The organism is Hallerella porci (assembly GCF_003148885.1).
Lineage (GTDB): Bacteria > Fibrobacterota > Fibrobacteria > Fibrobacterales > Fibrobacteraceae > Hallerella > Hallerella porci.
The window spans coordinates 124,105-148,459 of sequence record NZ_QGHD01000003.1; the positions used below are offsets into that span (position 1 = coordinate 124,105).

A 24,355-nucleotide genomic window follows, 5' to 3' on the forward strand; every position below is an offset into this window, starting at 1 on the left:
CCGGCGTTATCATTTTGAGCGGCATCGCCGCCCAAAATGTCCGTTCAGCTTTTGGCGCGCTTCGCGCGCCAAAATCCGAACCCATCCGGGCACGGATCCCTAATGCAAATTCAACCTTCATCAAAAACTTTTCAACTTCAAAAAATAATTCGCAGAAAATTCTTGAATGCAAAAGAAGAACTTTTTCAAAAATTTAAATCAATCTAACTAAGTTTCAAAGCAAAAACTTTTTCAAATTCGTAAAATGAATCGCAGAAAATTTAAGCGAACTCTAACAAACTTTCCAACAAAAAATTTTTCGATTTCAAAAAGCAAACCCAGAAAATTCTTGAATTATAAAAAAAAATTTTCCAAATTTTAAATTGACTCTAACAAAATTTCCAACCAAAGACATCCCCGTTTTCGAAAAAAGAATTGCAGAAAATTTTTTACTTTCTAAAAAAAATTTGAAAATTAAGCAAACTCAGAAAAAGTTTCCGAGAGAAAAAACGCCTCCGCAAAACAAACCGCAGAAAATTCTTGAATTCTAAAAAATTTTTCCCAAACTAAAAGGCATAAAAACTCTAACATTAAAATCTATTTCGCAAATTAAACGCAAAAAGCCGCGCTTCGCGCGGCTTTTCCTTTTTGCGCCCCGCAGGGGCGCCATTCTCTCAAAAATTGAACTTTTGCAATTATTTGCGGTTCATCTTGCAGCGTTTTTTCTGCAGTGGCGTCATCCCCGGCTGATCGCAAGGATCGCCCGCAGGAGCAGGCCGTGCCGCAGGAGCGGGCTTCGGTTGCTGACGCGCTTGAACAGCTTGTTGCTTCTGTTCACGCGGAGTCAACTTCTTTTGCTGTGCGGCTTGTTGTTCCGCTCTTCTTGCCGCTGCGATGGAATCATTGCGCGCTTTTACAGCGGCGCGTTTTTCTTCCTTCGTTTTTTGTGCAGCGAGAGCATTCGCCGCAGCGGTTTCTTTTGCCGCAGCGATAGAATCACGGCGAGCCTTTTCGGCATTGCGCTGTTTATCAATCGCTGCTTTGCGAGCCGCTTGAGCTTGCGCCTTGGATAACGGACGAGCAGAAGCTTGGAAAATCGCATCCGCATTTTCGGGATTTTTAAAGACGCTGCCTGGAGTTCCGCGCTTTTCTTGCGCATCTGCAAGCGATCCGGTTGCCCAAGAATCGTTTGCAATCGGCGGAAGAAGCGAAACCTTTAGGTCTTTAATTTTTGTCGGAAATTCATCGGCGCCATCTGAATAATAAATCATCACGTCGTAAATTCCCGCTTGATATTCCAAGCCATCCGAACCGCCGACCGGAGATTCGGCATACGCCACTTCGATATAAAGTTGGTCGTTATCCATACTGTTGAAAAGCAAGTCGATGTCGCCCTGCGGCGCTTTCACTTGACCTTCGGCGACAAATGCCCACGGAGCATAGCTCACCTGAATCTTAAAGTGATGATAACCGTGTTCGGCTTCATCGAGCTTCAAATAATCCGCATCGAAAGCCTGGAACGAGGGCTTAATCTGCGCAAAGGCAAAGACTGCGCAGAAAAGAACCAAAAACATCGACAGTTTCTTGAGCATGAATTCCTCCAAACCTTATTTGTTAAAGAACAACGTTTTTGCCGCTTCGAACATCGCATCCTTTTCGGATTCTTCACGGCATTCGGTGTAAATGCGCACTTTCGGTTCCGTTCCCGACGGACGAATTAACATCCAAGAATCATCTTCGAAGATAATCTTCACGCCGTCAACAGTTAAAAGTTCGCGAACTTTCTTTTCCTTGTTTCCGATTTTCACGCTTGATCCGACTTTTGCCTTGTCAGCAACCGCCATCACTTGAGCAGCGAGAGGCGCTCCGACGAGAGATTTATCAACTTCAAAACCAGCGCGGCTCGGATAGAATTTGCCGAATTCTTTGTACAAATCATCCAAGTATTCGCCGAGGTTTTTGCCGGTCGTCGCCATAATTTCGAGAGCGAGAAGAAGACCGAATTGAGCATCTTTTTCAAGGGTGTTGTTCAAGCCCGAGATGCCGTCCGATTCTTCAAATGCGATAAGACCCTTCGGATTTGCATTACGAGAAAGCCACGGGCGGAAATTCTTAAAGCCGACCGGAGTTTCCATCACTTGCACACCGAGTTTGTTCGCAATGACATTCACAAAGTTCGAAGTCGCGACAGATTTTGCTACAACGCCTTTTTCTTTGCGCCAAGTTACCATATAATGGAATGCGATTGCACCAAAACGGTTCATATCAATTTCACGTGTTCCATCGTAGAAGCGCACGCGGTCGCCATCCGGATCAAAAATGCAGCCGAGACGATACCAGCTCTTGCTCTGATCCAAAATGTTGCGCACACCTTCCAAGTTCTTCGAGCTCGGTTCCGGAGCGATGCCACCAAACAGCGGATCATCTTCCGTGCGAAGGCAAAGCAAGCACTGCGGATTTCCGAGAATGGCATTCGGACGTCCGCGAGTTGCACCGTGAACGTGATCGCAGACGAGAGTCAAACGACCTTCGTCTAAAAGCTTTTGAATGCGTGCAAATTGAATCGTTCCTTGCTTGTGCAAAAATTCATTGTAAATGGCAACGGAATCGATTTCCTTCAAAGCAACCGGTTCCAATTCTTCGCGCTTAAAGTCTTTCATCATTTCGTTCGAAAGACGAGTAATCACGCTCGTAATTTCCGGACCTGCAGGACCGCCATCTGCCGGATTAAATTTAATGCCCGCATAATTCGACGGGTTATGGCTCGGAGTCATATTGATCGAGCAAGCCGCCTTGAGCATTTCAATTGCCGCAGAAAATTCCGGCGTAGCCATTTCGCCGCCGTAATAAATTTTCTTCACGCCAGCTTTGGCAAAAATTTGAGCAACTGCTTTGCAGAATTCATCGCCCAAAAGACGGTTATCGTGACCGAGAACAATGCCGCGTTCTTGTAATTCTTCGAAGTTCGCAACTCCGAGAGCTTCAAAGAGAGCTGCATCCGCTTCCTTGTACATGCGAATAATTGCAGACGCAATGACTTCAACGGTGCGCAGCGTAAATTCTGTACCGATTTCGCCGCGGAATCCTGAAGTGCCGAAGCTCACCTTGCACGGTTCTACGCTAGCGAGGGCAATTTTTTTCACCTCATCGACGAGACCCATATCGGTTGCCGGTTTGAATTCGGGAGATTGAATTTTTTTCCAAAGTTGAGCAGCTGTTTCCATAGTTTTCCTATTGGATGAATTTGACGCTCTTAATTTAATAAATTTCGCCCGCGAAAGTTAGTTTTTTCATTTGTACTTTTCCAATTTCAAAAAACTGCGGGAAAATATCCATTGGATTCATTTTATCCATAAAAAAAGCCCCCGCACTTGACGGGAGCTTCTTTGTTTTTTCAACGCTTAAACTGCGGTTTCTTTGGACATCTGCTCGTAGTAAGCATAACGTGCATCGACTTCTTTCTGGAGGTCGTCTGCAAGTTTTGCGGCTACTTCCGGCTTCGTACGGGTCAAAGCCTTGTAGCGGTTTTCCGTGTAGATGTATTCCTTCACCGGAATTGTCGGCTTCTTCGAATCGAGAATCAGCGGAGCCTTGCCTTCGGCAACGAGTTCCGGATTGTAACGGAGAAGTGTCCAGTAGCCAGAATCCACCGCCATCTTCTGGTGAGCGAGCTGATTATTCAAATCGAAACCGTGGTTAATGCACGGGCAGTATGCGATAATGAGCGACGGACCATCGTGAGCTTCCGCTTCTTGGAAGACCTTCAAAGTCTGGGCGTCATTTGCACCGATTGCCACGCGACCGACGTAAACGTTCTTATAGCTCATCGCGATAAGACCCAAGTCCTTCTTGCCTGCACGCTTACCAGCAGCAGCAAAGAGGGCAACCGCACCGCGGTTCGTCGATTTCGAAGCTTGTCCACCCGTGTTCGAATAGACTTCGGTATCGAGGACGAGAATGTTCACATTTTCGCCTGTAGCCATCACGTGATCAAGTCCACCGTAGCCGATATCGTATGCCCAACCATCGCCACCGATGATCCAAACGGATTTCTTGACCAAGTAGTCAGCAAATTCGTCTGCGAGGCTCTTTGCATCGTCGCCATCAACCTTAGCGAGTTCTGCTTTCAACTTCGCAACATTTTCACGCTGCGCTTGAATGCCCGCTTCGTCCTTCTGTTCTTGAGTCTTCAAAGCGTTCACGAGATCTGCCGGAAGCTTATCCGCGAGAGAATCGAGAAGATCCACAGCTTGCTTTGCATGCTTAGACACGCCGAGACGCAAACCGAGACCGAATTCTGCGTTATCTTCGAAGAGGCTATTTGCCCATGCCGGACCGCGACCTTCCTTGTTCTTTGCCCACGGTGTGGTCGGGAGGTTACCGCCATAAATTGAAGAGCAGCCGGTAGCGTTCGCAATCACCATGCGATCGCCGAAGAGTTGGCTTACGAGACGCACGTATGCAGTTTCACCGCAACCTGCGCAAGAGCCAGAGAATTCAAAGAGCGGTTCGAGAAGCATCGCTTGCTTCACCAAGCTCTTATTAACCTTTGTGCGGTCAAATTCCGGGAGATCCACAAAGAAGTCCCAGCACTTGCCTTCTTGCACCTTAATCGGTTCTTGCGGAACCATATTGATTGCTTTCTTGGTTTCGTCGGTCTTATCCTTACCGATGCAAGCCTGCGTACAAACGCCGCAACCAGTACAGTCGTAGCTCGAAACGGAGATGGTAAACATCGGCTTCGTCGAACCGTCGAGCTTGTAACCCTTAGCAGCCGTAGCCTTAAAGCCTTCCGGAGCATTAGCGAGAGCCGATTCGTCGACAACCTTAATACGAATTGCTGCGTGCGGGCAAACCATTGCGCACTTGCCGCACTGAACGCAGACATCCGGATTCCAGCTCGGAATAGCGAGAGCGAGGTCGCGTTTTTCGTACTTGGTCGTACCGGTCGGGAAAACGCCGTCGACAGGCATCTTCGAAACCGGAAGCTTTTCGCCGTTGCCGCGGATAATTTCTGCGGTCACTTCGTTCACAAATTTCGGAGCGTTTCCGTGAATCGCTTCGCGGAATTCCTTCTTGCTCGTTACTTGTGCCGGAACCTTCACTTCGTGGAGGTTTGCAAGAGAAGCATCGATAGCGTCCCAGTTCTTCTGAACGACTTCCATGCCTTTCTTCGCGTATGTCTTTTCGGCATATTTCTTAATGTACTTGATTGCGGTTTCGGAATCGAGCACGTTGCCGAGTTTCGAGAAGAAGCAAGTCTGCATCACCGTGTTAATGCGGCGACCCATACCGGTCTTTGCAGCGACTGCATAAGCGTCGATTACATAAACCTTCAAATTCTTCTTGATAATTTCTTCTTGCACCGGACGCGGGAAAGTATCCCAAACGGTTTCTGCAGAGTGCGGAGTGTTCACGAGGAATGTTGCACCGTCTTTTGCATACTTCAACATATCGACCGATTCGAGATGCGGTGTATGGTGGCATGCGACGAAGTCCGCTTGATTTTCTTCAATCAAATACGGCGCATCGATAATGCTCTTACCAAAACGCAAGTGCGAAGTTGTCATCGAACCCGATTTCTTCGAGTCGTAAACGAAGTAACCTTGAGCGTAGTTATCAGTTTCGTTACCGATAATCTTAATCGAGTTCTTATTCGCACCCACGGTACCGTCGGAACCGAGACCGAAGAACATCGCTTGGAAGAAATCGCTTTCCAGTTTGAAGTTCGGATCGACAGTGAGGCTTGTATGGCAAACATCATCGTTAATGCCCACGGTAAAGCGGGATTTCGGAGATTCCTTGGCAAGTTCGTCATAAACAGCCTTGACCATCGCCGGAGTAAATTCCTTCGACGAAAGACCATAGCGGCCACCGATTACGGTCGGAAGAGCGATAGTGCCCTTCATTGCAGCGCCAGAAACAGCGGTAATCACATCTTCCAAAAGCGGTTCGCCTGCAGAACCCGGTTCCTTCGAACGGTCGAGAACTGCAATTTTCTTTGCGGTTTTCGGAAGAGCGTTAACGAGTTGTTCCATCGGGAACGGGCGGAACAAACGGATAATTGCAACGCCGACTTTTTCGCCTTTCTTATTCAAGTAAGCGACGGTATCTTTAATCGTTGATGCGGCAGAGCCCATCACCACGATCACGCGGTCAGCATCGGCTGCGCCCACATAATCGACCAAGTGATATTGACGACCGGTGAAGCTTGCAACCTTGTCCATATACTTTTGAACAATCGCCGGATAAGCTTCGTAGTATTTGTTCACCGTTTCGCGACCCTGGAAGTAAACGTCCGGGTTTTGTGCGGTACCGCGCATAGTCGGGCGATCCGGTGTGAGAGCGCGTTCGCGGCAAGCCTTCACATACTTGTCATCGATTACTTGACGAATCACGCCGTCATCGAGAGATTCGATTTTCATCACTTCGTGAGAAGTGCGGAAACCATCAAAGAAATGCATCGTCGGAATGCGGCCTTCGAGAGTCGAAGCATGCGCGACGAGAGCTAAATCTTGGCATTCCTGAACCGAAGAAGAGCAAAGCATCGCAAAGCCAGTCTGACGGCAAGCCATCACGTCAGAATGGTCGCCAAAAATAGAAAGACCCTGTGCGGCAAGCGAACGGGCGGTTACATGGAAAACGGTCGGGGTGAGTTCACCCGCGATTTTGTACATATTCGGAATCATCAAGAGAAGACCTTGAGATGCCGTAAAAGTGGTCGTCAATGCGCCAGCCTGAAGAGCACCGTGCACTGTACCAGCGGCACCGCCTTCGGACTGCATTTCAAACACGCGAGGAACCTGACCCCAAATATTCTTCTTGCCGGCAGCGCTCCAGTTGTCTGCGTGCTCGGCCATCGGACTAGACGGTGTAATCGGGTAGATAGCTGCAACTTCGCTTACTTGAAAAGCGACGTTCGCAGTTGCTTCGTTGCCGTCAACCGCAATCATCTTCTTTGCCATAGAAATCTCCAGAAATAAGTAAACATCTCAATACAAAACGGTTTTTCGAGATATTCGCCATCAAAATTATATAATTATCGGTTATAAAAAACGAAAAAAAGCAAAAAAATTGATAAAGAGCCCATTTTCCGTTCGACAAAAATTTAAAAACGACGACATTTTATGCAAAAATGGCATTTTGGCAGTTTCAGCAAAGTAAATTTCGTTGTTTTTACTTTCAAAATGTTAAAATTTTATTCAAAAGAAATTTTTCCGAGGCGATTACAACCTTTTTTATTCTCAAATTCTAATTTATAAAAGAAATTTTGGAGATTCTTATGAAAGATTTTGCAAAAGAATATCACGCGAAGCATCTCGGAAATTGCGCTATGTCGGTCGCAGCGGCTTGGTTAAATGCCCACGGCGGCGATCCTGCAGAAGTTGAAAAATTTAAAGCTTGCGGAGCGGGCCACGCTCCCGGCGGACTTTGTGGCGCATTATACGCCGCCATTCAATACAAACCCGAAAAAGAAGCCGAAATTATCCGCGAATTTAGTCGCGTTACCGGCGGAACTCTTTGCAAAGAAATTCGCCCGAATCCGAATATGACTTGCAACGACCGAGTCGGACTTGCCGCAGAAATTCTCGAAAATTTGCCGTGAGCTTTGACTTTCACGTTCATATTGCGCGACTCCCCCACGCTGAAGAACTTTCGCAAAAACTCATCGCCCGCGGTTACCAAGCGGTAATCGTCGCCTGCGAAAAGTGGGAATGGGATGCCGTTGAAAATTTGCTTTCGATTTGGAAAGAAAATGCGACACCGTGTTTCGGAATTCACCCGATGATCGCTTCTGCGGAAAAAGAAAATTTTCCCTTTTTGCTACAAAAACTAACAGCCCTTTTAGAAAAATATCCGCAGGCTTTTGTCGGCGAATGCGGACTAGATAAACGTTATCCGGGCTATAAACCGGGCGAAATTCAAGAAGAAATTTTCCAACGCCAAGCGGAACTCGCGCTGCATTTTCAAAGACCTTTAATGATTCATTCTGTCGGCGATACCCGCCGCATTTTAAAGATTCTTGAAAAATTAGGATTTGGCGAAAATTCCCCACCGATTATTTTGCATCGTTTTACTGGTGATGCAGAAATCGTTCAGCGTGCCTTAAAATTTAATGCGCTTTTTTCTCTTCATCGTGATTCTTTCCGCAAAACTTCAACTCGCGAAGCGCTTCCGCTCATTCCCGAAGAAAGAATCCGATTTGAAACGGACGCTTGCTAAGGGAAAAATGAAAAGCTTGGCGCCGACGGCGCAGAGGAAAACGCAAATTTCTAAAGCGGTAAATTTGAGAATTCCTCGTGCGAAGCGCAAACTTCTATTCGAGCGAAAATACAACAGAAGTGACGACGCGGACTTTTTTCATGTGCGGAGCTTTTTCGTCTTCGTTGTCGTCGATGCTAAAAACGCCCTGCACTGCGGAACGGATTTTACCAATTTTACTTTTCGAATCTTTTGCAAATTTTTCGGCAGCTTCGCGGGCATTTTTCGTCGCTTCTTCAATCATCTGCGGTTTAATCGTATTCAGTTTTGTAAATTCATAATGAATCATTCCTTCCTCCAAAACGATTCCCTGCATAGCGAGTTCACCGATTTCAGATTGGATTTTCTTGAATTTTTCCACTTGCGAAGACGAAATGGAAATTGTTGAACTGACGGTATAGCGATTTTCCGGTTTCTTGTTTAAATAAATATCCAAAAAATTATCGCTGACGCTCGGAGAATTCACATTGATATCTTCGCGTGGAATGCTGCGATCCACAAAAAATTTGACAATCTCAGAATCTTTTACGGCGACAGTTTTTAACATTGCAGGCAAATCATTGCCGAGTTCCGTAAAACGCACTCTCCAATTTGCTTTGTTTGCGGGCACAATTTTTTCAGCGAGTCCACGGACCGAAACGGATCTATCGCGGTCACAGGCTTTTTCCACAGCGCTATACAAAATACCGCCAAAAATAATTAACGCTGCCGACAAAATGAGAGATTCTAAAATACGATTTTTCACGAGATTTTCCTCCTTTTGATTACTGATTCTTTTTGCATAAAATAGAAAATAAATTAAAAAATGGCAACGTTTAAACGCTGCCATTTTTATACAATTTTTTGATCAATCTTCGACGATGCAAATTTTTGGAAGCGCGCGGAATTTTTCTGCGTGATCCAAACCGTAGCCGATAACGAAAACGTTTTCCACTTGAAAGCCGAGATAATTGACTTGGAAATCCACCTCGCGGCGGCTCGGTTTATCGAGAAGCGCACAAGTTCTCACCGAAGCGGGACCGAGTTTTTGAATTTCGGCAGAAAGATTTTTGAGGGTGTGCCCCGTGTCAAAAATATCATCGACGATGAGAACGTTTTTATTTTTCACATCAAGAGAATTTAATCCTTCGACAGAAAATGACGAACGTTCGGTGCCGTTTCCGTAGCTGCGCGCTTTGACAAATTGAATTTGCATCTCGGGAAAATTTAACGCCCGAGCGAGATCTGCGACAAAAATAAAGGCGCCCGTCAACGCCCCGACAAGGACATCGACGTGCCCGTCTGCAGAAATTTCTTTCGCCAATTCAGCGGTGCGCTTCTGCAAACATTCTTCGGAAATGAGAGTTTTTATTGCCATTTCAGTCTTACTTGTAAAGTAAATTGACGCCGCAGAAAATCGCACGCATATTCGCTTTGAGCGTATCGCTCGAAACGCCGCGACCTTCGACTTCTTTTTCGCCCGATTTCAACACAATGCGACTTAATCCGCGACCCGCCCACAATTTATCCTTTTCCGGAACGACGAGCTGACGATATTTGACGAGTTCCACCGGCATTCCGATTTCACGCATGAGCATAATCGCTGCTTCGATTGGACCTTCGGCGGTGACCGATTTTACAAGCGCTTCGCCGTCTTTTTTGAAATGGAAAATGAAGCGGTTTTCGTCTGGGATGACTTCGATATTGTTGAAAATCAAACGGCCGTTGACATTCACGAGTTGATCGCGGAAAACGTCCAAGACGCGTTCTGCAGAAAGTTCGCCTTCTTTTTCGCTAATCGATTTTAAAATCGGCTGCAATTCCGATGCTTCGGCGAGCGATAATTTATAACCGAATTTCGTGATGATTTCGTAAACCGCTGTGCGTCCGCTCTGACTTGTAAAGCTTAACGAATCGTTCTGATTTCGGCCGATCATCGCATAATCGATTGGACGATAAGCGCCTTTCTTCATGCCTTTGGTTTTGCTTGCGCCGTCTTGATGGATGCCGCTGCGGTGCACGATAGCTTCGGCGCCGATTAACGGAGCACGACTGTAAATGCTAATTCCCGACCACTGCGAAATGAGAATGGCGGTTTCGTAAATGCGTTCGAGATGCAAATCGACAGGAGTTCCTGAATTTGCGAGAGCGACGACGACTTCGTAAAGGTTCGTGTTGCCGCAGCGTTCGCCGAGTCCGTTTAACGAAACTTCTAACTGGGTTGCGCCCGCATAAAAACTTTCCACCGTTGCCGCAGTCGCCATGCCCAAGTCATTGTGACAATGTACCGAGATGGTGACGTTCTTCGGGAGCGCTTCGTAAACTTGTTTGATTTGGTTGACGTATAAGGCTGGACGATAACGTTCGACTGTATTCGGCAAATTGATTGTCGTAGCGCCCGCTTCGACGACGGCTTTCAATTCGTCGATGACGAAATCCATATTTTCAAGGCAATCGCCGAAATGTTCCACGCTAAATTCGACATCACCGCGGTCACCGACCAAAGACTTCGCCAATTTGACGCAAGAAACGGCACGTTCTTTCACTTGTTCCGGAGTCATGTGGAGCACATATTCCATCGAAAGCGGACTGCCCGCGAGGAAGGTGTGAATGCGCGGATGCGGTGCGTACTGTACCGCTTCCCAGCAGCGTTGAATATCGCTTGGAATGCAACGCGCAAGTCCCGAAACGACGATGCGCTTCGCTTCTTCATTCCCTTCTTCTGCCATTTTGTGGGTGAGCTGCGCCAATTCCTTGCACGATTCAAAATCCATTTCGGAAGATGCCGGGAATCCGACTTCTGCGCCTTGCACGCCGAGTTTTAAAAGTTGCAAATAAACATCTTTCTTCTGCGCATTATTCCACGGATTGGGTAACGCCTGATTGCCATCGCGTAATGTGACGTCGTAAATAAACGGTTTTCTTTCGTTCGATTCCATTTTGATTCTCCTTGCCCGTCATCGACAGCGCAAGCTTTTGAAATTTTCGTTCCAAAAATAACAAAGCCCGCATCGATGTGAAGCGGGCGTTTTTGAAATGAATAGCGTAAAACCTCGCTTCAACTGCGATTGCAAATTAGAAGTAGAAGGTTTAAGCTTTTTGTCATGCCTTGAATATAGAAAAAGAAGAATGAAAAAGCAAGAATATTTTGGAATTATAAATGCGACCAACCCGACGCTTTGACCGTTTCCATTTTTCCTTGCAAATTGAGCATTTCAACTCCTGAGCCTTCGAAAACTTTTCCAATCGCATAAGCGGGAACGCCGTTTTTGCGGAATGTTTCTTCGGAAATCGTCGAGGTAAAAAGCAAGCGATAATCTTCTCCACCGAAAAGCCAAAATTCCCGCGGATCGACTCCGTATTTTTTGCTCAAACGCAAAGCGCCTGGATGCACCGGAATTTTCGCTTCTTCAATTTGAATTTTTACACCCGACGAAAGCGCTAAATGATTGAGTTCCGAACTGAGTCCGTCCGAAAGGTCGATGCAGCCGCCCGAAACGCCGAGAGCGAGAAGTTTTTCGCCGCGATGTTCATCGATTACAGGCGCTAAATGTTCGCGGACGACATCGGTGATTTCTGCGTCTTGATTTTTCCCGTGGAGGAACGCCCAAAGTCCTGCGCCACTTGCGCCGATGGGACTTGACACATAAACGGTATCGCCGACTTTTGCACCGGATCTGCGGAGCGGTTCACCGGCTGCGCGCCCGAGCATTGTAATCGAAAAAAGTCCTTCATTTGACGAAACGATGTCGCCGCCGATGAGCGCAATTCCCCGCTTTTGAAATCCGTCGGAAAATGCTTTTGCAATGCGTTCGCGCAATTCTTTCGTCCAATTTTTATTCACACAAATGCCGAGAAGCGCCATCGTCGCTTTTCCGCCCATCGCCGAAATATCCGAAACATTCGAAACGATGCATTTTTCCACAGCGTCTTCGGGCGAAGACCAATCCAAACGGAAATGCGAATTTTCGGCGGACATATCTTTCGTTACAAGCCAACCGTCAAAGGCTGCGCAATCGTCGCCCGCACCGAACCAAACGCGTTTTTGCGGCGGAATTTCGTCCATCGCTAAATCGCCTTCCAAAATTTTCTGAATAAAATTGAATTCGCCGAGAGGAGGAAAATGAAATGAACTCATAAAATTTTTATTGATTAAGATTTAAAATGAAAAGTAATTTATTTAACGCTTTCGGAAGTGCATCGCGGAGCATTTCTGTCGATTCATCGTCCGGAGTAATTGATAACGATTGCTCCATCAAATCGCCCATCGCCGGCGGTAACGCGTGAAATATCGCGGCAATTTCTGCCTTCGAATAAGTGCGATGAGAAAGCGGTGGTTGATGCGCCGCTAAAATTTCTTGCGGATAAAATTTACACGGACGCCAAACTTCATTTTCTTTTTTATCGCGAGTTCCGCTTGCGCCGAAAAGCCGACAAATAAAAGCGCGTCCTAAATAAATGCTACAGTGGAACGGCGAATCTGGATTAAAAAAGGGGCAACGATTTTCTGCGGGAAAAGGAAATTTTTTCTGCAAAATTTTTTCAATCCATTCCGGTTTATTTTCGAAAATCCATGCCGCCATATAAAGCGCTTCACCTTCGAATAAATCGGGCTCAAAATGTTCGCAGCATTTTCCGCAGCCAGAAGGACAAGTTAATTTCGATTTTTCTAACCAAAGATTTTCTTCTTCTGCGATTCGCTTGTAAAACGAATCCATCTCGGAAAGAATTTCATATTCTTCGGTTCCGCGAAGTTTTTCTAAAACAGAATCAATTCCAGACATGATGAAAAGGAATTAAAACAAAAAAGCGCAGCATGCGCTGCGCGTTGTGAACTTACTGATTTTTTTCAATCGCAGCGACGAGAGTGCTTTTCGGAACTGCTCCGACAACATTTCCCACTTCCACGCCGTTTTTGAAAAATTTCATATTCGGAATATTCGTGATGCCAAAACGGACGCAAAGATTTTCGGCTTCGTCCACGTTGACTTTGGCGACGACGAGCTTTCCATCGTATTCTTGGGCGAGTTCTTCCATCACCGGACCCATCATTTGGCACGGTCTGCACCAAACAGCCCAGAAATCGACGAGAACAAGTTTACCCGAATTGATCACCTGATCAAAATCTTTTTCGGTTACATTCAGAACGGACATGTACAAACCTCTTTCAAATTTTCCTTAAAAATAACTATTTTTTTGCGTTGAGAGCGAATTCATGCCCTTTTATGCGATATTCATCACTTTTTGTTTTTTCCTTTCGCAGGCTTTTGCCGTCGAAGAGTTGAGCACAGCACGCAAAGGTGCCGAGTATCCTGAAATCGCCGAAAGAACTTACGACTTAGAAGGGCAAAAAGCCGAATGGATTTTGGGAACATCGATTTTGGGCAATCCCGATTTGGGTTATCGCTCTGCGGGAATTGGAAATCCTTCGCATCGTTTACCGTCAAAGCTCGCCGCCATTTTTACTTTCCCGCTCACCTACGATGAAACGCAACTTTCGATGAACGGCGAAAACGGCATTATGAAAGAAGATTACGCTCGCGGGATTCCCGTCGATACGCCGGTGACGAAAATTCTTTGGGAACGTTATGCGTTTAACGGCAACGCTTTCGGCTTGGACTTTCGCCGTTTACTTCTCGATAGTATTGAACTCGACATCGGCATCGCCAGTTATTCCAATGATAGTTCCAAAGTTTTCCGCTATCAAGATGTGACGCATCAACCGTTCTTCGCACTCGGGCGCGATTCTTCTGAAATTCCATTTAGCGGGCGCAACATCAAAATGAGCACGATGAATTTTAAGCCGTCGGTCGCGTGGTATTTTCCGAAGGGCGAAATCGTGGGAAGCATCAATTATTTGGTGGTAAAAAACGATGATATTCCGCCGTACGCTTACACTCTCGACAGCACCAATTATTCGAATGTGACTTATTTAGAAGATCCATTCCGCACCGAGCTGCGTTCGTTTACCTACGGCTTTCGCGCGGGATTTCGTCCGGTAAAAACCGCAGAAATTTACGCGGGAATTTACAGCGGGGAACACGAAATCGCTTACGATAGTTTAGTCGATTTGGTGAAAAGTCTACGCGATACCGTCGATGAAGATGGCGAAGCAATTCAAGACACAAACTGGTATGGCGTTACCGATAAATTGAAATATGAAACCGTGAATGGCGAAGGCGGAATCGCATTCAAGATGCCATTTAATCCGGCGTTTCGCATGGAATATGAATTTACCGAAGCGAATGATCGTTATAAACAAGACCGCGAACTTTATTACTTTGAATTGAGCGATAAACTTTCGGTTTTGGATTTCCGCGTGCAAGCGGGAGCCCTTCGCAATTCCAATATTTTTGATTCGGTCGAAGTTGCCAAAATGGCGTCCGCCACCGCGACAATTCATTTGCCGTATCACGTTAATCTCAAAGGAAATTTCCGACACGATACGCGCTTTCCCGATATCGATGAATTGAAAATTTTTAATCGCGGACGTTACGCAGTTCCCAACGAAAATTTACAGCCGGAAGAACGCACTCGGATGAGCGGAAATATCGAATGGAATCCGGGCGGAATTTTTTACAGCGTCGGTCTCCGCTACGAATACATCGATAGTCCGATTAAACAACGCTGGGTCACAAGCTCTGGCCTCGAAAGCATCGAAAGCGCTTATCAGTGGACGAATTTAAAAGATGCAGAAGCTCTCGATTGGTATATGGCAGCGGGAATTGCCCTCGGCAACTGGCAATTTTATTTAGAACGCGAACAGTCTTTGGCGATGCAAAATCGCCCGATTGACGTCACCAATCTTTATTACAAAGGCTACATTCGCTGGTCCGATAAATTCGTGAAAAATCGTTTAGGCGTAAGCGTCGCCTTTAATTTCACTTGGTTTGGAAACCGCTCCGATTTGCAGATAAACAAAGAGGATTCTCTCGAAATCGTCGAATTGCGCCATTATTTAGCGCTCAATTTCGAAGCCCGCATGCGCATTCTTTCGTTCTCCCTTTACTCGCGCATCGACAATTTAAACCACAGCCTTTACGAGCCCGCGACCGGCTACCGCCCCGAAGGCATTCGATTCCTCTACGGCATCACGTGGCAATTTGATAATTAGAATTAGTGGTCAGTGCGAATAATTCACAAATTAACCGTTTTAGAAATTTGGCGACTCCGACGCGCCAAATTCTACATTTACATCATTTATTTTTCGCCACATAAACGCCGTCCCATTTTTTGCCGTTTCCTTCGGGCGGGTTCATTTTATATTCAAAGCAACGGGCGATGAAAACTTCGGAAGGAGTGGGACGCGCACCGGGATCTTTCGATTGTAAATGCGGTTCCAAAAGTTTTGTTTCTTCGAAAACGGCAATCGCATCATCCCATTTTTCTGCGAAATAAAACGCTTGCGCTTTTTGCCAAAGAGTCGAAAGAAGAGTTAATGCACCCGCATCAGCGTCCGTTTTTTCGCCGAGAATTTCGTAAACTTGAACCGGTTCCGTTTTCCCAACGACGCGTAATTTATCGATCGGGCGCACCACAAATTCCCCGCGATAATCCGTTTTGTCTTCGGGATCATGCGTTCCCGTAAGCACTTCTTCGCTCACTAAAATGTAAACGCCATATTGCTTTCCAATGCTTTCTAATCGCGACGCTAAATTGACCGAATCCCCCATCATCGTATAATTTTTTCGCGTTTCCGAGCCCATATTGCCAACGACGATTTCGCCCGAATTGATGCCGATACGCGTGTGCATTTTGTAAACCGATTCTGGCCAAAAATCTTTTCCACTTTCCATTTCGGCTTTCCATTTTTCGCGGAGAAGTTTCTGCTTTTTCTGCATCGAGATGGCGCTTAAAATCGCATGACGTCGCTGATTTTGTAACGGAGTCGGCGCACCAAAAAATGCGATAATCGCATCACCTTCGTATTTATCAAGAGTTCCCTGATTTTCTTCCTTGATGATATTCGTCATCGCAGTCAAATAACTATTCAAAAGAACCACTAATTTTTCGGGATCACCGATTTGTTCCGAGAACGAAGAAAATCCTTGAATGTCTGTAAAATAAGCGGTGAGATATTTCTTTTCGCCACCGAGTTTCGGGAGCTCTTCGCGGTTTAACATCTGATCGATCAATTCATTCGAAACATATTGCTTAAACGATTTATCGAGAAAATTTTTATCGCGATTTTCAAAATAGAATCGCACCAAGAATGAACCAAAGAAAGCGAGAATGCATTCGATAATATAAGTGGCGCAGCCGATGTAATATCCGTTCGAAAAGAAATAATACGAGACGATAATGTTCAAAAATATTAAAACCAAAAGGAAAATAAGCGCGAGATATTGCGGTGCAAAAAGTCCGATGAGAATGGCGAAAATAGCAGCGATTGCGTAGAAAGCGGGATGCGGAAAATCCGCTTGTGTAAATTCATCGTTTAAGATATTATCGATGATCGTCGCATGCACAAGAACTGCGGGGAAATGGTCATCTTGCGGAACCGCATAAAAGTCAAACATCGCGGGCGCCGCACTCCCTAAAATGAAAATTTTTCCTTGATAAGTTTCGGGCGGAATGCGACCTTCAATTACATCGTAATACGAAAGATGCTGATAAGTTCTCTTTGTCTGCGGAATATTATAAGCGCTCTTATAGCGCAAAATAAAATCGCCGTCATTGTTAATCGGAATCCGTTTCCGTTTTCCTAAGCGAATTTCTTCACCCGGTTTTAATTCGTAAATCGTCGCCAAATCCAAAGCGAAAAGGTCGGTGAGCACATCGGGCGAAAGAATGGAATAATTCGAAACCCAGCGTTTTTTCTGCGGGCTAAAACGAAAATCGAGAGATGCCGAAAGCCAAATGCTTGCGCCGTTTTTGAGCGAATCAATTTCAGGTTGAAAAATCCGAATCACTTCATTATCGTAATCGGTGAGTTCTTCATCGCCGATTTCAAAATCGCCTTCGTCGGTTAAAATGGTCACGTTTCCTTCGTCATCTTTTTCGGCACGAATCTGCGGAGAAATTTCGATGAAATTTTCGGCGAGACTATCGTTTAACGGTTCGTATAAAAGCAAATTTTTCTTGGATAAAATTCCGCGGATCATCGGGAATGTAATCTGCGGATAAGTCGTGCGCAAAACGCCAAGAGAATCGCGGTAAATGGCAAACGGTTTTCCTAAGTCAATGTATTCGCCCTGTTGAATTCGAACAGAATCCGGATTCGTTTTGAAAAGATGCATAAGAGTTGCAAGCGAAAGCGCAGGATAAATTTTTTGCGTTTCGCCCGGATGAATTTCGGAATTCGGAAAACGATAAAGCAAACGCATTTTCCGAATCACGCCATCGACATCGGGAGTCGCATTGACGACGCCAAAATTTTCCGACGCGTGCGAAAGTTCGGGGAAGATATTATCGAGCAAATCTTTTTCTTCAATTTTTTCGGGAGCAGAAGATTGCGCCAGGGAAAATACCGGCTTCGCATCGATTTCTTCGGCACGATGAATTGTGCTGAGCGGCATCCACTGCGACTGATGTTTATAATCGCTTCGCACGCTAAATGTTCCGCAGATAATCACATTTCCATTTTCGCCGATGCTTCGCACCAAAATTGAATCGTAATCAAAAGACTGCCGAATTTTATCAAAGTCGTAGCGCCAATTTTTCGCGGGATAAAGAGCGCTCAAAACTTTTTCGGTGCGCACCGCATTGCGCGTTCCAAAATCCGCCGTTTTAAAAAGAATATCAAAGGCGATTGCCGCAGCGCCACCTTCTTCTAATTTTTCCACCGCTTTGGCGTGAGTTTCCCGCGTCCATTCATTATACGGACCATATTTTGAAAGCGCATTTTCATCGATGTCAACGATGAAAATATCATCGGAATGGAGCGACGCTTTATCGGATTCATGCTTCGAAAATCCGTCGTAAAAAATATATTCGGCGCGGGTTAAAATGCTACTCGGAATCAAGAGCAAAAGAAGGGTCATCACAATGCCGGTCAAAAGCCCGGCCAATGTGCGCTTAATTTTTTTCGGATGTTTGAATTTCACAAACGAAATGTAAAAAGTTTTCGTTTTTTTGTTCGGCGAGAATTGTTAAATTTAAAACCCAAATCAATCCGAGTTTGAATATGCTAACGATTCAAGAAAATGTCGACATGAAAGCGTTCACCACATTCCGCGCGGGCGGCGCAGCGCGCTATTTTGCAAAAGCGGAATCGGTAGAAGAAATTTTAGAAGCGAAATCATTCGCCCGTGAAAAAAAATTACCGCTCTTTTTTATCGGGCTCGGTTCGAATGTCGTCGTCTCGGACGCAGGATTTGAAGGTGTCATCGTAAAACTCGGCAAAGAATTTTCGCACTTTAAATTTGAAAAAGGAACTCTCGTTGCAAAAGCTTCGACTCCCCTTTCGATGATTGCGCGGATGAGCGCAACTCTCGGATTTTCGGGAATGCATTTGCTCGCGGGAATTCCAGGAACGGTCGGCGGCGCAGTCGTAATGAATGCGGGCGCTTACGGCGAAGAAATTTCGCAAACATTGCAAAGCGTAAAAATTCTCGACGACGATGAAACTGTCAAAACATTTTCACTCGCGGACTGTGAATTTTCCTATCGCCATTCGATTTTTCAAAATTCAAAAAAGATTATTCTCGAAGCGACATTTCAACTGACACCCGGAAATTCCTCAGAAATGATTCTTGCGCAAAAGAAAATTATGGAAGAACGCAAAGCGAAGCAACCGCTTGAATTTCCGAGCGCAGGTTCCGTGTTCAAACGTTCTCCCGCAGGATTTCCCGGCGCTCTAGTTGAAGCCGCTGGACTCAAAGGGAAAACTCTCGGCGGCGCACAAATTTCTTCGAAGCACGCCAATTTTATCGTCAACATCGGGAACGCAACCGCCCAAGAAATTTACGATTTGTCGGAACTCGCCAAAGAAAAAGTTTTTGAAAATAGCGGCGCTCTTCTCGAAAAAGAAATCATTTTCTTGGGAAAATTTTAATCGTATCTTTTCTCAAAACAAATGAGTATATTATTTACAATAAAACCACAAAGGAGAATCTATGGCAAATAAATACGCAGGCACGCAAACCGAAAAAAATTTACAAGCAGCTTTTGCTGGCGAATCGCAAGCGCGCAACAAATACACTTATTTTGCATCCAAAGCCAAGAAAGAAGGCTTTGAACAAATCGCAGAACTTTTCTTAAAAACCGCGGACAACGAAAAAGAACATGCAAAACTTTGGTTCAAAGAACTCGAAGGAATCGGCGAAACAAAAGACAATTTAAAAGCCGCCGCCGACGGTGAAAATTACGAATGGACCGATATGTATGAAGAATTTGCGAAGACCGCAGAAGCCGAAGGCTTTCAAGCGTTAGCAAAAAAATTCCGCATGGTCGCCGCCATCGAAAAACGTCACGAAGAACGTTACCGCGCATTATTAAAGAACATCGAAACCGCAGCAGTCTTCGAAAAAAGCGAAGTCAAAATTTGGGAATGCCGCAACTGCGGACACATTGTCATCGGCACAAAAGCTCCCACTGTTTGCCCCGTCTGCGCACATCCGCAATCGTTCTTCGAAATTTCTGCAGAAAATTATTAACGTCAAAAACGCTTAAATCATTCCATTTTTCGCACGGCTTCGCCGTGCGATTTTTAATTGATTCATTTTGAATAAAAAATCGCGCTAAATTTTTCGCAAATTATTTTTCGGATTCTTTAAAAATGCGGAAACGCTGCCACGGTTTTACGCGCACAAAAATGATAACGCCGATTGTTCCGCCAATAAAATCTGCGATAACATCGCCCGCAGAAACCGAACGCCCCGGCACAAAACTTTGATGAAATTCATCGAGAACGCCTGCGATAACGCAAAGAATGACGCAGATTACCGCATACAAGAACGGCTTCGTTTTCCAATGGAAATTGCTAAACCATAAAGCAAAAAATGTCCCGAGAAAAGCATAAGTCGCTCCATGAACAATTTTGTCATAAGGTTCGGTGAGCCAACTCATTCCTTCGCCATCGATTGACGACGTGCGGAAAAGCAACGCTAAAAGTAAAATCGCGGGAATATAGCGGAAGAGCGGATAACGTTCAAAAAGAAAATCCAATTTTTGCATAGGAAAAAATTAGAAATTTTCGTCGTGAGATTTCCCCGTTCGCCTCTCTCGGGAAATTGAATTTATTATATTGAAAACATCAACCATTCTTATTGGAGATGCATACATTATGCGTAAACGACTTTTGACTGAAGGCGCCAAAGAACTTTCTTACGAAATTCGAGAAATCGTCAAGAAGGCAAATCAGTTAAAGGCACTCGGATTGAAAATCTACTGGGAAAATATCGGCGACCCCATCGAAAAGCATTGCCAGGTTCCCGAATGGATCAAAGAAATCGTCGGCGAAATCGTCGAGGAAAATAAAAGTTACGGCTATTGCCCGTCCAAAGGGCTTCTCGCCACCCGCGAATTTCTGGCAAGCGAAACGAACAAGCTCGGCGGCGTCCAGATCACCGCTGACGACATCCTATTTTTCAATGGACTCGGGGACGCGATTTCCACCATCTACAGCCTCCTTTCCATGACGACCCGCATCATCGGGCCGTCCCCCGCCTACAGTACCCACAGTTCCGCCGAAGCCTCCCATGCGCATGCTTCCCCGCTGGTCTATCACCTGCGCCCGGAAAATCACTGGCTCCCGGACTTGGAAGAGCTCGAGAACAAAGTGAAATACAACCCGAGCATCGCGGGCATCCTGATTATTAATCCAGACAATCCGACGGGAATGGTTTACCCGATTGAGCATCTGGAAAAAATGGTCAAAATTGCAAAGGACTACCACCTCTGCATCATCTGCGACGAGATTTACAACAAAATCACCTACAACGGAGCCGTCGCCCATCCGCTTGCCACCTATATCGGCGACGTTCCGGGCATTTCGCTGAACGGCATTTCCAAGCAATATCCGTGGCCGGGTTCCCGCTGCGGCTGGGCGGAATATTACAACCGCGACAAGGATCCCGAATTTGACGCATTCTGCCGCGCGATTGACAATGCCAAGATGATCGAGGTCTGCTCCACAACCATTCCGCAGCTGACGATTCCCAAGGTTCTCGGCGATACGCGCTACAAAATCCACCGCGACGCGCTGAACGAAAAAATCGGACGGCGCAGCGCGCTCATCAACGAAATTCTCTCGGAAGTTCCCGAACTGTATTTCAACCCGACCTACGGCGCGTTCTACAACACGATCGTCTTCAAGCCGGGAGTTCTCAACGACAGGCAAACACTGCCCGTCGAAAATCCGGAAATCCGAAGCCTTGTCGAGAAGTGGACGGAAAACGTCTCCAGCCTGGATTACCGCTTCGTCTATTACCTGCTCGCCTCGACCGGAGTCTGCGTCGTTCCCATCAGCAGCTTCTGCAGCGAACTCCAGGGATTCCGCATCACGCTCCTCGAAGAAGACGAAGACGAACTGCGCCTCGTCTTTTCCAAAATCCGGGACGCCATCAAGGCTTACGTAAAAAGCGCATAACCGGTTTTAGCCAAAAGGTTTCTTTCGCAAAAAACAGTTTCGTCCCGAACACGGAGCTGTTTTTGTTTCTGCAAAATTCTTTTGCTGTAGTGAAATGTTTTTCGCTGGCGCGGTCCTTAAGCGACACGTGTAAAAGACAAGTACGGAGTGAACTAGGGCAGGAATAACGGAATAAAGCGAAATTTGCTACAGCGAAACGCCTTGGAATTTTATGAAGATATTTGCATTTTTTTGGGGGGAATTTACCATTTCTTGACGCAATTATGACATTTTTCTATTATTATATAAATAACAAAATCTCAAAAAAGAATTTGGAGATTATTTAATGAATTCTTTGTTTTTTTTGCCATATTCATTTCTCTTTCCGCCGCTTGGGGCGGCGATTTTGCAGATGCAAAAGCGAAATACAAAGATTCTCCCCAAAAAAAGAATTCCGAAATAATATGGTTGGAACCGCACGACCCTACTTATCTCCCTTATGACGTTTGCAGCGATCCCAATTCAATAACCGCGACAAAAATGGAAGAAAAGGTCGATTCCTATTGGGACGACGCCGATGGCTTATGGGAAACCGTAACCCAGGATCACGGATATTGCCTGTTCAGCATCATAAAAATTTCTTACGACGTGACATGCCTCAACAAGCTTCGCTATCCCGGAGTGAAATACTTTTTCTCGGGCAAAAAATGCCTAAAATCCGGTTGGACCCATGGAAATTTTTCATCAGAAGAAAAAGACTTTCTCAAAAACGTCCATGATTGGCGCGAAATTTCTTTGGACAGTTAAAAAACGGACGGATCCATCGCCAGCATAAGAACCAGCTTCAACACTTGGAACTTCAAGCAGAAATTTGACAAGGAAAATCTAAAGGAACACTGAAAAGAGCAGCGCGTCGCATTCCCCGAATGGAAATATGTCGGGGAACCGGGAAAAAAGTTAGCGCGGCCTGTGGTCTTCGTTCACGGTTTAGACAGTGATTTTGAAGTCTGGGGCGTCGAATCGACATCGAATCTAAAAGGGAGCGAAAAGAAAAATTCTGTAGAATTTCAGCAGGGACTTGTCAAAAAATACGAGCGAGGCTCAGCGCCTGATATTTTAGCTAGAGCCCAAAACATCGACAATACCGAAGCCAACATCAACCACAACGGAATCTATTTTTTCCAAGCTCCGGGAGACATCAGGAACGGCGAATGGGATGAGGCACTGCCTTTTTGGGACAACGGAAATGAAACAAATTCTCAATCCCGAAAACTCTACAAATTCTTGGGGGAAGTTCTAGACGATTTTTGTTCAGGGACGCCGATCGATTGGAAGCAAACCCCCGAACTCACCGTTGACATCGTCGCCCACAGCCAAGGCGGTCTCGTCGTCCGAGAAATGTTGAGAGGGCTTCGCGCGGACAAAGGCACCAACGGTTCCGCCAGTTCCGTTCGGGATGCCGTGAAAATCCTCCACGAAAAATATCCGAATTACGCCGTCGATGGAGAAATGCAGGCAAGTGTCGCGTTGAACAAGGAGCTTCGCGACAACAAGTATCCGTTCAACACGCTGAAAGGCAAGGACGTGAACACTCTCATTTTCCCGTGCCTTTCTTCGGCAAACATCACTTGCAAAATGCTCTTGGAAATGGGAGTTGGCGAATCCATTGGGCCCGTTCAGATGGGACTCAAAAAGCCCGTGCACTTTACCGATGCCGACGCTTCCGTCCACGACATTTTCAATTTGACCGTCGCAGCCGTTATCGATGCGATTGTGCAAGAAAAGAAGGACGCCGCAAAATAATTTTGCAATTTCTCCTTGGAAAAGAACCGTCCGCTAGGGCGGTTCTTTTTTTGCCGTCGAAAATACCCAATCGCCAAAAACAAAAAGCGCAGGGCTTACGCCCTGCGCTTTCGAAAGTCCCGGAGGCAACGGACGAATTTGCCATTTGCCTTGCTGTTCGTGTTCACGTTCAGCGCCTCGTTGCGAAAGTTCAAGTTCCGTTTCGACGCCGTACCGGCAGCGGACTCGGAAGAACTCCACCAATTGCCGTTACGACCGATAAGGGTGAACTTTCCAACAGCGACAACTCTGGGGTTCCCTTAAACAGAGCCAAGGAAACCCCGATAATGATAATAAGAGAGTGCTTTCGTATACAATCACAAAGCGCAATCTCAAATCGGTTTTTATGCTGAAGCCGGTTTCCCGGAATCAGCGTGTCACCGGACTTTTGAAGAGCCGTCTGATACGAGCTTCATTGCTGTTTTCCGTTGATGGCTAACAACACAGATTCCACGTTTGCTATGAAGAACATAAGCGTTGACAACCAAACGAAAGCACAGAAGCACGACCAAGCGGACGGGCTTGCAATCACAGCCAACACAACGAACTGACCGATATAAAATAAGTTCAGAATGAAAACTACAAGCGCCCAAATGATGAAAAGAATTGAAACGATGGTTCTCACGATTACCTCATCGGTTGAATTGTGTTATTCGGAGTTTCGGTGGTTCTGTCAAATAAACGGTGACATTTAGTTTTTGTTAGCTAAAAAAAGAGCTTTGAAATTTCAAAATTGAAGAAGCGAAAAGCAAAATCAAAGCGATGTTTTTTCAACTCGATTTT

General features: G+C 45.8%; 20 protein-coding genes. 8 read left to right on the forward strand and 12 right to left on the reverse strand.

All coding sequences use genetic code 11. From position 1 onward, the window contains the following. Positions 1-674: 674 nt before the first annotated feature. The 3 genes from B0H50_RS03000 to nifJ all read right to left on the reverse strand — a co-directional run bounded on the left by B0H50_RS03000 (position 675) and on the right by nifJ (position 6,944). Positions 675-1,571, reverse strand: a complete 897-nt coding sequence (locus tag B0H50_RS03000) for a hypothetical protein (protein WP_146193662.1) — start codon at positions 1,569-1,571, stop codon at positions 675-677. Between the two features lie 15 nt (positions 1,572-1,586). Then, entirely contained in the window at positions 1,587-3,203 is a 1,617-nt protein-coding gene (locus B0H50_RS03005) for a phosphohexomutase domain-containing protein (RefSeq protein ID WP_106198235.1), read from the reverse strand. 177 nt (positions 3,204-3,380) lie between these two features. Continuing rightward, positions 3,381-6,944 carry a pyruvate:ferredoxin (flavodoxin) oxidoreductase gene (gene nifJ, locus B0H50_RS03010; RefSeq protein WP_109587224.1) on the reverse strand — a complete coding sequence of 1,188 codons (3,564 nt, stop codon included), beginning with the start codon at positions 6,942-6,944 and terminating at the stop codon, positions 3,381-3,383. Between the two features lie 317 nt (positions 6,945-7,261). Here nifJ and B0H50_RS13100 point away from each other — a divergent pair, with 317 nt between their 5' ends. Both B0H50_RS13100 and B0H50_RS03020 read left to right on the forward strand, forming a co-directional pair. Then, positions 7,262-7,585 carry a hypothetical protein gene (locus B0H50_RS13100; protein WP_146129151.1) on the forward strand — a complete coding sequence of 108 codons (324 nt, stop codon included), beginning with the start codon at positions 7,262-7,264 and terminating at the stop codon, positions 7,583-7,585. Continuing rightward, positions 7,582-8,202: a TatD family hydrolase gene (locus B0H50_RS03020; RefSeq protein WP_158275874.1), complete on the forward strand. Its 621-nt coding sequence runs from the start codon at positions 7,582-7,584 to the stop codon at positions 8,200-8,202. Before B0H50_RS13100 ends, B0H50_RS03020 begins: the two co-directional genes overlap by 4 nt. A gap of 94 nt (positions 8,203-8,296) precedes the next feature. Here B0H50_RS03020 and B0H50_RS03025 read toward each other — a convergent pair whose 3' ends face one another. The 6 genes from B0H50_RS03025 to trxA all read right to left on the reverse strand — a co-directional run bounded on the left by B0H50_RS03025 (position 8,297) and on the right by trxA (position 13,374). Further along, the gene (locus tag B0H50_RS03025) at positions 8,297-8,986 is read right to left on the reverse strand and encodes an SIMPL domain-containing protein (protein WP_158256449.1); all 690 of its coding nucleotides are present in this window, start codon (positions 8,984-8,986) and stop codon (positions 8,297-8,299) included. Positions 8,987-9,088: 102 nt separating this feature from the next. After that, positions 9,089-9,598: a hypoxanthine phosphoribosyltransferase gene (gene hpt / locus B0H50_RS03030; RefSeq protein WP_109587227.1), complete on the reverse strand. Its 510-nt coding sequence runs from the start codon at positions 9,596-9,598 to the stop codon at positions 9,089-9,091. A gap of 7 nt (positions 9,599-9,605) precedes the next feature. Beyond that, the gene (gene leuA2 / locus B0H50_RS03035) at positions 9,606-11,159 is read right to left on the reverse strand and encodes a 2-isopropylmalate synthase LeuA2 (RefSeq protein ID WP_106198241.1); all 1,554 of its coding nucleotides are present in this window, start codon (positions 11,157-11,159) and stop codon (positions 9,606-9,608) included. 215 nt (positions 11,160-11,374) lie between these two features. Further along, a complete protein-coding gene (gene thiL / locus B0H50_RS03040; RefSeq protein ID WP_106198242.1) occupies positions 11,375-12,358 on the reverse strand; it encodes a thiamine-phosphate kinase in 984 nt (327 codons plus the stop codon). Between the two features lie 7 nt (positions 12,359-12,365). Next, positions 12,366-13,004 carry a YkgJ family cysteine cluster protein gene (locus B0H50_RS03045; RefSeq protein ID WP_106198243.1) on the reverse strand — a complete coding sequence of 213 codons (639 nt, stop codon included), beginning with the start codon at positions 13,002-13,004 and terminating at the stop codon, positions 12,366-12,368. A gap of 52 nt (positions 13,005-13,056) precedes the next feature. Next, positions 13,057-13,374: a thioredoxin gene (trxA, locus tag B0H50_RS03050; protein ID WP_106198244.1), complete on the reverse strand. Its 318-nt coding sequence runs from the start codon at positions 13,372-13,374 to the stop codon at positions 13,057-13,059. 61 nt (positions 13,375-13,435) lie between these two features. On the opposite strand from trxA, the gene B0H50_RS03055 reads away from it, so the two are divergent. Continuing rightward, on the forward strand, positions 13,436-15,334 hold the full coding sequence (locus B0H50_RS03055) for a TonB-dependent receptor (protein ID WP_106198245.1): 1,899 nt from the start codon (positions 13,436-13,438) through the stop codon (positions 15,332-15,334). A gap of 82 nt (positions 15,335-15,416) precedes the next feature. On the opposite strand, the gene B0H50_RS03060 is transcribed toward B0H50_RS03055, so the two are convergent. Further along, positions 15,417-18,266 (reverse strand): adenylate/guanylate cyclase domain-containing protein, encoded by a 2,850-nt coding sequence (locus B0H50_RS03060; RefSeq protein ID WP_109587228.1) that lies wholly within the window; start codon positions 18,264-18,266, stop codon positions 15,417-15,419. A gap of 80 nt (positions 18,267-18,346) precedes the next feature. Between B0H50_RS03060 and murB the strand changes: the two genes are divergently transcribed. Together murB and rbr are read left to right on the forward strand one after the other, a co-directional pair. Next, a complete protein-coding gene (murB, locus tag B0H50_RS03065) occupies positions 18,347-19,216 on the forward strand; it encodes a UDP-N-acetylmuramate dehydrogenase (RefSeq protein WP_109587229.1) in 870 nt (289 codons plus the stop codon). 61 nt (positions 19,217-19,277) lie between these two features. Continuing rightward, positions 19,278-19,817 (forward strand): rubrerythrin, encoded by a 540-nt coding sequence (gene rbr, locus B0H50_RS03070; protein WP_106198248.1) that lies wholly within the window; start codon positions 19,278-19,280, stop codon positions 19,815-19,817. Between the two features lie 100 nt (positions 19,818-19,917). Here rbr and B0H50_RS03075 read toward each other — a convergent pair whose 3' ends face one another. Continuing rightward, complete coding sequence (locus B0H50_RS03075; RefSeq protein WP_106198249.1) at positions 19,918-20,337, reverse strand: VanZ family protein; 420 nt, start codon at positions 20,335-20,337, stop codon at positions 19,918-19,920. Positions 20,338-20,446: 109 nt separating this feature from the next. Between B0H50_RS03075 and B0H50_RS03080 the strand changes: the two genes are divergently transcribed. From B0H50_RS03080 to B0H50_RS13580, 3 genes are all read left to right on the forward strand, one after another. Next, positions 20,447-21,751 carry a pyridoxal phosphate-dependent aminotransferase gene (locus B0H50_RS03080; RefSeq protein ID WP_109587230.1) on the forward strand — a complete coding sequence of 435 codons (1,305 nt, stop codon included), beginning with the start codon at positions 20,447-20,449 and terminating at the stop codon, positions 21,749-21,751. Between the two features lie 447 nt (positions 21,752-22,198). Continuing rightward, positions 22,199-22,537 (forward strand): hypothetical protein, encoded by a 339-nt coding sequence (locus B0H50_RS03085; RefSeq protein WP_146193663.1) that lies wholly within the window; start codon positions 22,199-22,201, stop codon positions 22,535-22,537. A 162-nt stretch (positions 22,538-22,699) separates the two neighbouring features. Beyond that, positions 22,700-23,533 carry a phosphate acyltransferase gene (locus B0H50_RS13580; RefSeq protein ID WP_233244483.1) on the forward strand — a complete coding sequence of 278 codons (834 nt, stop codon included), beginning with the start codon at positions 22,700-22,702 and terminating at the stop codon, positions 23,531-23,533. 33 nt (positions 23,534-23,566) lie between these two features. Here B0H50_RS13580 and B0H50_RS03095 read toward each other — a convergent pair whose 3' ends face one another. Beyond that, a complete protein-coding gene (locus B0H50_RS03095; protein ID WP_106198250.1) occupies positions 23,567-23,773 on the reverse strand; it encodes a hypothetical protein in 207 nt (68 codons plus the stop codon). Positions 23,774-24,355: the final 582 nt, after the last annotated feature.

What these genes read in the sequence shown, in the direction of transcription:
- B0H50_RS03000 (WP_146193662.1), bottom strand. Translation starts at nt 1,571, where the DNA reads ATGCTCAAGAAACTGTCGATGTTTTTGGTTCTTTTCTGCGCAGTCTTT.
- B0H50_RS03005 (WP_106198235.1), bottom strand. Translation starts at nt 3,203, where the DNA reads ATGGAAACAGCTGCTCAACTTTGGAAAAAAATTCAATCTCCCGAATTC.
- nifJ (WP_109587224.1), bottom strand. Translation starts at nt 6,944, where the DNA reads ATGGCAAAGAAGATGATTGCGGTTGACGGCAACGAAGCAACTGCGAAC.
- B0H50_RS13100 (WP_146129151.1), top strand. Translation starts at nt 7,262, where the DNA reads ATGAAAGATTTTGCAAAAGAATATCACGCGAAGCATCTCGGAAATTGC.
- hpt (WP_109587227.1), bottom strand. Translation starts at nt 9,598, where the DNA reads ATGGCAATAAAAACTCTCATTTCCGAAGAATGTTTGCAGAAGCGCACC.
- leuA2 (WP_106198241.1), bottom strand. Translation starts at nt 11,159, where the DNA reads ATGGAATCGAACGAAAGAAAACCGTTTATTTACGACGTCACATTACGC.
- thiL (WP_106198242.1), bottom strand. Translation starts at nt 12,358, where the DNA reads ATGAGTTCATTTCATTTTCCTCCTCTCGGCGAATTCAATTTTATTCAG.
- B0H50_RS03045 (WP_106198243.1), bottom strand. Translation starts at nt 13,004, where the DNA reads ATGTCTGGAATTGATTCTGTTTTAGAAAAACTTCGCGGAACCGAAGAA.
- trxA (WP_106198244.1), bottom strand. Translation starts at nt 13,374, where the DNA reads ATGTCCGTTCTGAATGTAACCGAAAAAGATTTTGATCAGGTGATCAAT.
- B0H50_RS03055 (WP_106198245.1), top strand. Translation starts at nt 13,436, where the DNA reads ATGCCCTTTTATGCGATATTCATCACTTTTTGTTTTTTCCTTTCGCAG.
- murB (WP_109587229.1), top strand. Translation starts at nt 18,347, where the DNA reads ATGCTAACGATTCAAGAAAATGTCGACATGAAAGCGTTCACCACATTC.
- rbr (WP_106198248.1), top strand. Translation starts at nt 19,278, where the DNA reads ATGGCAAATAAATACGCAGGCACGCAAACCGAAAAAAATTTACAAGCA.
- B0H50_RS03075 (WP_106198249.1), bottom strand. Translation starts at nt 20,337, where the DNA reads ATGCAAAAATTGGATTTTCTTTTTGAACGTTATCCGCTCTTCCGCTAT.
- B0H50_RS03080 (WP_109587230.1), top strand. Translation starts at nt 20,447, where the DNA reads ATGCGTAAACGACTTTTGACTGAAGGCGCCAAAGAACTTTCTTACGAA.